Source organism: Methanosarcina spelaei, assembly GCF_002287235.1.
Taxonomy (GTDB): domain Archaea; phylum Halobacteriota; class Methanosarcinia; order Methanosarcinales; family Methanosarcinaceae; genus Methanosarcina; species Methanosarcina spelaei.
The window spans coordinates 1-7,015 of the sequence record NZ_LMVP01000109.1 but is presented as its reverse complement, the minus strand read 5'-3'; the positions used below and the strand labels follow the sequence as shown (position 1 = coordinate 7,015).

Here is a 7,015-nt window from a genome sequence, read left to right as displayed (position 1 = left end):
CAAAATATGATAAGGGAAAATGGAAAAACTATTATATTTTTTATGCGGTTGAAAAACCATTGAATTTGAAGAGGATACCTTACTTTTTCAGTTCCACATTTTCCATGTATCCTTCTCCTCTCGGAGTCAGGACATAATATATAGTTCCTTCACTGTCCTCTTTTTCAATACAGAGGGTACTTTCCAGCATATTCAGGTTATAACTTGCCTGAGAATCCGTGAGCTTGAGTTCGTCTTTAATTTTTTCAAGCGATTTTTTATGCTCTACCAGGGCTTTGAGGATGTTTCTCCGTACAGGGTTCTGCAAGGCATTAAGGCAGGCCCTGTGGTCTTCTGTCATATCCTCTTTCATTTTGCCTTCGCGCTTCATCTTTGAAACCCATTCTTGTTTTCTTTTCGCAGCTTCCTCGGGAGTCATATTTGATCATTAATATATTGGCCGCTGTATCTAAATAATCTTGGGGAAGAGAAATTCGCAGTATAGCACCTATGATGAGTTAAATAGCATGAGTCCTCTAGTTATTGTGAGAATTTGATCATCATGGAGGGGTATGTTTGGAAGATGATAGTGGAGATATGTTTAAGTATAAACTTGGAAAGTGGGTTCTAAGCATAGATGAATGTGCTTTTATGAATCTTATGGATATTGGAAAGAACAAATCTGTACGTCAATATCTTATCGAGTCAATTGATAACTGGATAAACAAAGATGAACCACTTATGACAGACGAGTTCATTTCGGAAATGTGCGATTTTATTAAAAACGAAAACGAAGTCCTTTACGACCGTTTAGTGAAGAAATGCGCTTTGAAAGGAATAAGTGTAGGTGAAGGCATATTTGAATCGCTGAGTCTTTTGAACTGTGGAATGATAGGTGCGCAGGAGTGCAGAGAGTATGAAGATGACTTCTCTAACATGTGATGTTCTATCTTATATTCTCACTCTCTTGAGTAAGCTTAATTTCGTACTTCAAACGCATAAGTCCTGGTACGTTTCGTGTAAAAGAAAGGTATTTAGGTGCAGCAGTAAGATTTCGCAGTGAAATTCCTCTGCTATTCACCTGTCTTTGGTTTTTCAGTAAATTTTCTTTGGGATATTTTTGCAATTTTGCTGAGGACTTCTCTCACTTGTTTTTTCACTTGTTCTTTCACTTGTTCTTTCACTTGTTCTTTCACTTGAAATCTTTCAGGGATTCAAAATCCAGGGTTGCAAAATAATCCTCAATGGTCTCGTCTCTCCTTATCTGCACAACACTTCCATCTTTTCTGAGAAGGAGTTCGGCAGAACGGAGTTTTCCGTTGTAATTGAAACCCATAGCGTGTCCGTGAGCTCCTGTGTCATGGATTGCAAGGATGTCTCCGATTTCAATTTCAGGAAGCGGCCTATCAATTGCGAACTTGTCATTGTTTTCGCAGAGAGAGCCTGTTACGTCGTACTTATGGATAGGAGCCTCTTTTTCCTTTCCGAGCACGGTTATATGGTGATAGGCTCCGTAAATGCCAGGTCGCATGAGGTTGGCCATACAGGAGTCCATCCCGACATAGTCCTTATAGGTATGTTTGAGATGCCGAACCTGAGTAATCAGGTAGCCATAGGGACCTGTAATTACACGGCCGCATTCCAGGAAGACTTTAAGCGGATAAAGCCCGTTAGCTGTGACTGTGGACTCATAAGCTTCTTTGACACCTTTTGCCACGGCTTTGAAGGAAACAGGTTCTTCTTCAGGCCTGTATGGGATGCCTATGCCTCCACCGAGGTTCACAAATTCAAATTTTATATTGAGTTCCTTTGAGATTTCAACTATAAGTTCGAAAAGAATTTTTGCGGTTTCCACAAAGTAGTCAGCGTTTAATTCGTTAGAAGCCACCATTGTGTGCATTCCGAAACGCTTTACTCCCCTGTCTCTGAGTATGCGGTAGCCTTCAAAAAGCTGGTCTCTCGTAAAGCCGTACTTTGCTTCTTCAGGCTTTCCTATTATAGCATTTCCTTCTTTAAGAGGGCCAGGATTATACCTGAAACAGACAATATCAGGAAGTCCGGCATACTTTTCAAGGTAGCCAATATGGCTTATGTCATCAAGGTTTATGTATGCTCCAAGCTCTTTTGCCTTCAGGAACTCTTCAGAAGGAGTATCGTTTGAGCTAAACATTATGTCTTCCCCGGTAATTCCCGCTTTTTCAGCAAGAATTAGCTCCGGCAAAGAGCTGCAATCCGCACCGAAACCCTCTCCTTTAAGAATTTTAAGAATAAAAGGGTTTGGGAGAGCCTTTACAGCAAAAAACTCTTTAAAGCCCGGAACTTCCCTGAAGGCTGCTTTTATTCTCTGCGCATTTTCCAGAATAGCTTTCTCATCGTAGATATGAAATGGGGTGGGATACTTTTTTATTATTTCCATAATTTTTTCTTTGGTGAAGGGAAGATCCTTTGAAACCATATTATTACCTTTTACTGATTTTTGTTTAATGGAGTTTTGTATCAATTTGAACTTTTACTCCTTTATTAGTCTTTCTGCCCCGAGTTCCGTCACCCGAGTTCCGTCTCGGGAGGACGGTGCCCTTTTCGCTCACTTTGTTCGCTCAAGAGGGCTGAATTATAAAAAGATATTTAGCTGATCCAAAAGGACTAGTTTAGGATAAGAAGTACTGATATTTAACTCAGGGACTGGTTTTTCCTAATTTCTTTTAGGTCATACAGCAACCATTTTAAAACTGCTTGACCGAAAACTCCAGTAACGTTTGGATTTGAAAAACTTATCCCCTAACCCTATAGGCGTGATCAACCGGCGCAACGGTTGCGGGTTAACGGTTGTGGCACAAACCGATCACTGGTTGGGTTTTTTGAAAACTTGTTTAAGCCTGGAGTATGGATAGGTGTTTATAACGTCTTCTTTTTCCAACCAGCCTCGACGCGCCTGTCCTAGGCCGTATCGCATGTAAGTTAGGTCGGAAACGGCATGGCTGTCTGTAGATATACAGAACTTCAGGCCAAAGGTCTTTGCACGCAGGATAAGCTCGTCATTAAGGTCAAGCCTTGAAGGCTGGCTGTTGATCTCCATTATTTTTCCATTTGCAGCGGCAGCTTCAAAAACCTTTTCAAAATTAACGGCATAAGCCTCTCTTTTCCCAAGCAGTCTTCCTGAGGGATGTGCAAGGATATCAAGGTATTCGTTTTCCAGAGCTGTGACAATCCTTTCGGTCATTCTTTTTTCAGGGAATGCAAAGCCAGAATGTACAGCTCCTACCACAACATCAAGTTTTTTGAGAATTTCATCCGGATAGTCCAGGCTTCCATCTTTCAGGATATCTACCTCAGATCCTTTGAGAATCTTTATCTTGAAGTTTTTTGAGAGTTTATCAATTTCTTTCCATTGGACTTTCAATTCTTCAATTTCCATACCGTTTGCAACTTTCTGAGAACGGGAGTGATCGGTTACTGCGATATACTCATAACCAAGAGCTTCTGCTTTTTCAATCATGGTTTTAAGAGTGTCTTTTCCTTCACTGTATTCCGTATGCATATGGAGATCTCCTCTGAGATCACCTGCTTCTACCAGTTTGGGCAGGGTATTTCTTGCAGCAGCTTTAATTTCTCCCCGATTTTCTCGAAGTTCGGGTGGGATATAAGCAAGACCAAGTTTTTCATAAATCTCTTCTTCACTGCTGCCTGCAACCTGTTTACCGGATTCTTTTATATACAGCCCGTATTCCGAAAGTTTATAACCATTTTTGATGGCAACATTTCTAAGTTCTATGTTGTGCTCTTTTGAGCCTGTAAAATACTGAAGAGCTGCTCCGTAACTTTCAGGTGGGACTACTCTCAGGTCAATAGCTGTTCCTTCTCTCAGAATTACGCTGCTTTTTGTGCTGCCTTTTAAGATAACCTGTTCGACGTCCGGAAGGGAAACAAAACAATCCATTACCTTCAAAGCCTCTTCTTTTTCAGCTTCTGCCAGGATGTCTATGTCCCCAATTGTTTCTTTCAACCTTCGGAGTGAACCTGTGTATATTATTTTCGAGAGGCTGACTTTAGAGGTTCTGCTTTCACACCGGGCTTTTAACGCAGATATAATTTCGTCTGCTAGTGGAAGTGCTTTTCCTAAAGCTATCCTGGCATGGCTTTTCTCATACTGCTCAATTGCCTTTGCAAGATTCTCTTCGCTTTTTTCTCCGAATCCTTCGAGCCTCCTGAGCCTGTGGGCACGAATAGCGTCTTTAAGATCTGAAAGCGTTTTTACACCAAGAGTATCGGAAAGCTTTTTTATTTTCTTTGACCCAAGTCCTCGAATTTCCATAAGTTCTGGAGTACCTGAAGGTGCTTTTTCTTTAAGCTTTTCAAATTTTTCCACCTTGCCTGTTTCCAGATACTCGGCAATATGGTCAGCAATTGACTCCCCAATGCCTGGGATTTCGGTCAGCCCGGCTTTTCCTTCTCTGAAATAGATTTTTTCGATGTCTTCACCATGTTTTTCTATCATTTGAGCAGCTTTCCGATAAGCTCGTGGTTTCCACTCAACCTGCTGGTATTCTAGAATGTCAGCAGCCTCATAAAATAGCTCGGCAATCTCTCGATTTCTCAATTGTTACCCCTACCCCTTGTGTTTTCTTTTTCCAGTTTCTTATTTTTTCTTTATCTCTCTTCCCTTCCTTCAATCGTCTTCAATACCTTTCTTTTCTTTAATAAGCTTTTAAATACCTTTTTTCTTCAATAAATCTTCAAATATCTTTTTTTCTTTACTAAGTCTTCAAATATCTTTTTTTCTTTACTAAGTCTTCAAATGCCTTTGTCTTCCTTAAAATTCCAGACTTCTTTAACTGTGGTGATATCATAAGGTCCTTTATCGTATCTTATGCGTAAAAAACGAGGAAAACGAAGAGCAAGCCCGGTATCTCCTTCTCCCTGTCCGGCAGTATGGCCCATGCTTTCCGTAATTTCCGAACCAAGGACTTCAATAACCAGAGTAGGCTCTACAAAAATATCCGGAAGCATTCTACTTTTTATGAATACATTTTTAGGGACTTCGGCAATAATATGCTCTGAAAGCAAGTTGTCTATTTCTTTTGCGTTCGCTTCTGTGAAGCCTGTCCCTACTTTTGTAAAAGTTTCAAAACGGTGTCCCTCTTCATTAAGAACTGCACAGAGGAGGGCTCCAAATGAACCTTTTCTTTTTCCTCGTCCATAATACTTCCCTACAATTACAAGGTCAAAGGTTTCTCTCATCCCGCTGGCATACTCTTCTTTCCATTTGAGCCAGAGCCAGCTCCTTTTTCCGGCTTCGTAAATCGAATTCCTATCCATGGATTTAATTATAATTCCTTCAAGCCTTTTTTCAAGAGCCTTGTTGAAAAAATCCTCGATTTCTTCAAGATTATTCGTAATAGTTCTTCTAGCCAGGCGAAGCGTTCTTGACTCCCTTAAATGTTCCTCAAGGAGATTTCTCCTTTCCGGGTATGATTTCTTCAGGAGTGAATTTCCTTCCAGACAGAGAATATCGAAAAAGAATACGGCAACAGGGTAGATTTCAGTGTATTTTTGGACCTCATACTTTCTGCGTCTCTTCATCAGTTTCTGAAATGAATAAAATCTTTCTGAAGAGTCATTTGCTTTCCTGTTTTCAACATATGCGATAATTTCCCCATCAAGCACGATCTTCTCCGCAAGAATGCCTTTCCTGACCGCTTCCACAATATCGGGATACTGCGCAGTTATATCTTCAAGCTTCCGAGAAAAAGCTATAACCTCTTTTCCGTTTTTATGAATCTGAACCCTTTCTCCATCGTATTTTTCTTCGGCTGCTTTTTTTCCGGGTATTCTTTCTTCAAGCTCTTCAAAAATTTTCACACGCTGCGCAAGCATTGACCTGACAGGCCGTCCGAGTTTTATGGAGAAACGCCCAAGAGCTTTCGGACCATATTCCGCAAGGGATTCTGCAAGCTCTCCTATATCGGTACAGACGCTGTAGCTTTCTTTGATTCTGGCGGCATATTTTTTGTTCCCTGTAAAAGCAGTAGAAAATGCCTCAAGCAAAAATTGGTCCCCAAACCCAAGCCTGAGTTTTCCAAGTACAATCCTGACTATGTATTTTCCTTCTTTGGGGCTAGCTCGCTGTAGGATACTGGAAAGCAGCTCGGTCTTTTCCTCCTGACTTCCTTTTCCTGTGGTTTCTTTTATCTCTTTTAGCCTTCCGAACACTTCATCAATTGCCAGTAACTTCCCTTCTCCCATGTTTAATTCAAACGCTACATCGCCAAGGTCTCCTATCCTTGAATATCTTCTTTTAACATCTTCTTCGGAAACTCCGTATGCCCAGGCAATAGCTTTTAAAGCGAGTTTATCTCCTATCCCCAGCGCTATATTTTCAAAGGCAGGTCCTATACTCCCCAGAAAAAGGTACGCACTATCCTTTACTTCCTTTCCTTCCAATCCCTAAAAAAAATTAGCAATCTTCTGGATGATTTCCTTATGGGATGTTATTTTTTCAAGTTCCTCAAAAAGCTCCGCAAGCTTCATGAACCGAGCCATTACCCTCTCCCCGAAAAAACGCTTTGAAATTTTGAAATTTTTCTCTTTACTATAATTCAATTATTTAATTTGCAGGTCTTTATCGCTTTGCATCCTCAAATTTCAGAAATAGAGTTTTTCCTCTTTTTTCCATAAAACAACCATCTCTGCCGTTCCTTCTTCATTACCGAAACCTTTAATATCTAAAAGATGCATGAGAAGAATACACATCACTTCTACACATCTTCACGCGACTGTGGTTTAGTGGCTATGACCTGAGCTTCCCAAGCTTAGAACCCGGGTTCGAATCCCGGCAGTCGCATTGAAAAATCATTGAAACTAAATTTTTAAACTATATTTCTTTAAACTAAATTTTTAAACTATATTTCTTTAAACTAAATTTTTAAACTATATTTCTTTAAACTAAATTTTTAAACTATATTTCTTTAAACTAAATTTTTAGTAACTATTCAGGGTATAGTTAGCGGCGCTCCTTTGAGCGCCGCGAGAATAACCT

6 protein-coding genes and 1 tRNA gene are annotated in these 7,015 nt (G+C 40.2%); 2 read left to right on the top strand and 5 right to left on the bottom strand.

The window, feature by feature from the left end:
- Window positions 1-79 precede the first annotated feature (79 nt).
- Window positions 80-418 carry a winged helix-turn-helix domain-containing protein gene (locus tag ASJ81_RS07315; protein WP_095643909.1) on the bottom strand — a complete coding sequence of 113 codons (339 nt, stop codon included), beginning with the start codon at window positions 416-418 and terminating at the stop codon, window positions 80-82.
- 137 nt (window positions 419-555) lie between these two features.
- Between ASJ81_RS07315 and ASJ81_RS07310 the strand changes: the two genes are divergently transcribed.
- Window positions 556-921, top strand: a complete 366-nt coding sequence (locus ASJ81_RS07310; protein WP_170943230.1) for a hypothetical protein — start codon at window positions 556-558, stop codon at window positions 919-921.
- A 131-nt stretch (window positions 922-1,052) separates the two neighbouring features.
- Here the strand turns inward: ASJ81_RS07310 and ASJ81_RS24165 are convergent, their stop codons facing one another.
- From ASJ81_RS24165 to ASJ81_RS07295, 4 genes are all read right to left on the bottom strand, one after another.
- The gene (locus ASJ81_RS24165; protein ID WP_275112540.1) at window positions 1,053-1,175 is read right to left on the bottom strand and encodes a hypothetical protein; all 123 of its coding nucleotides are present in this window, start codon (window positions 1,173-1,175) and stop codon (window positions 1,053-1,055) included.
- The gene (locus ASJ81_RS07305; protein ID WP_095643908.1) at window positions 1,172-2,434 is read right to left on the bottom strand and encodes a diaminopimelate decarboxylase; all 1,263 of its coding nucleotides are present in this window, start codon (window positions 2,432-2,434) and stop codon (window positions 1,172-1,174) included. The genes ASJ81_RS24165 and ASJ81_RS07305 overlap by 4 nt, the downstream gene beginning before the upstream one ends.
- A 387-nt stretch (window positions 2,435-2,821) precedes the next feature.
- Complete coding sequence (gene polX, locus ASJ81_RS07300) at window positions 2,822-4,576, bottom strand: DNA polymerase/3'-5' exonuclease PolX (protein ID WP_095643907.1); 1,755 nt, start codon at window positions 4,574-4,576, stop codon at window positions 2,822-2,824.
- 194 nt (window positions 4,577-4,770) lie between these two features.
- On the bottom strand, window positions 4,771-6,420 hold the full coding sequence (locus ASJ81_RS07295; RefSeq protein ID WP_095643906.1) for an ATP-dependent DNA ligase: 1,650 nt from the start codon (window positions 6,418-6,420) through the stop codon (window positions 4,771-4,773).
- 328 nt (window positions 6,421-6,748) lie between these two features.
- Between ASJ81_RS07295 and ASJ81_RS07290 the strand changes: the two genes are divergently transcribed.
- Window positions 6,749-6,820 (top strand) — tRNA-Gly (locus ASJ81_RS07290).
- Window positions 6,821-7,015: the final 195 nt, after the last annotated feature.

Coding starts and splice junctions, on each gene's coding strand:
- ASJ81_RS07315 (WP_095643909.1), bottom strand. CDS start 418: ATGACTCCCGAGGAAGCTGCGAAAAGAAAACAAGAATGGGTTTCAAAG.
- ASJ81_RS07305 (WP_095643908.1), bottom strand. CDS start 2,434: ATGGTTTCAAAGGATCTTCCCTTCACCAAAGAAAAAATTATGGAAATA.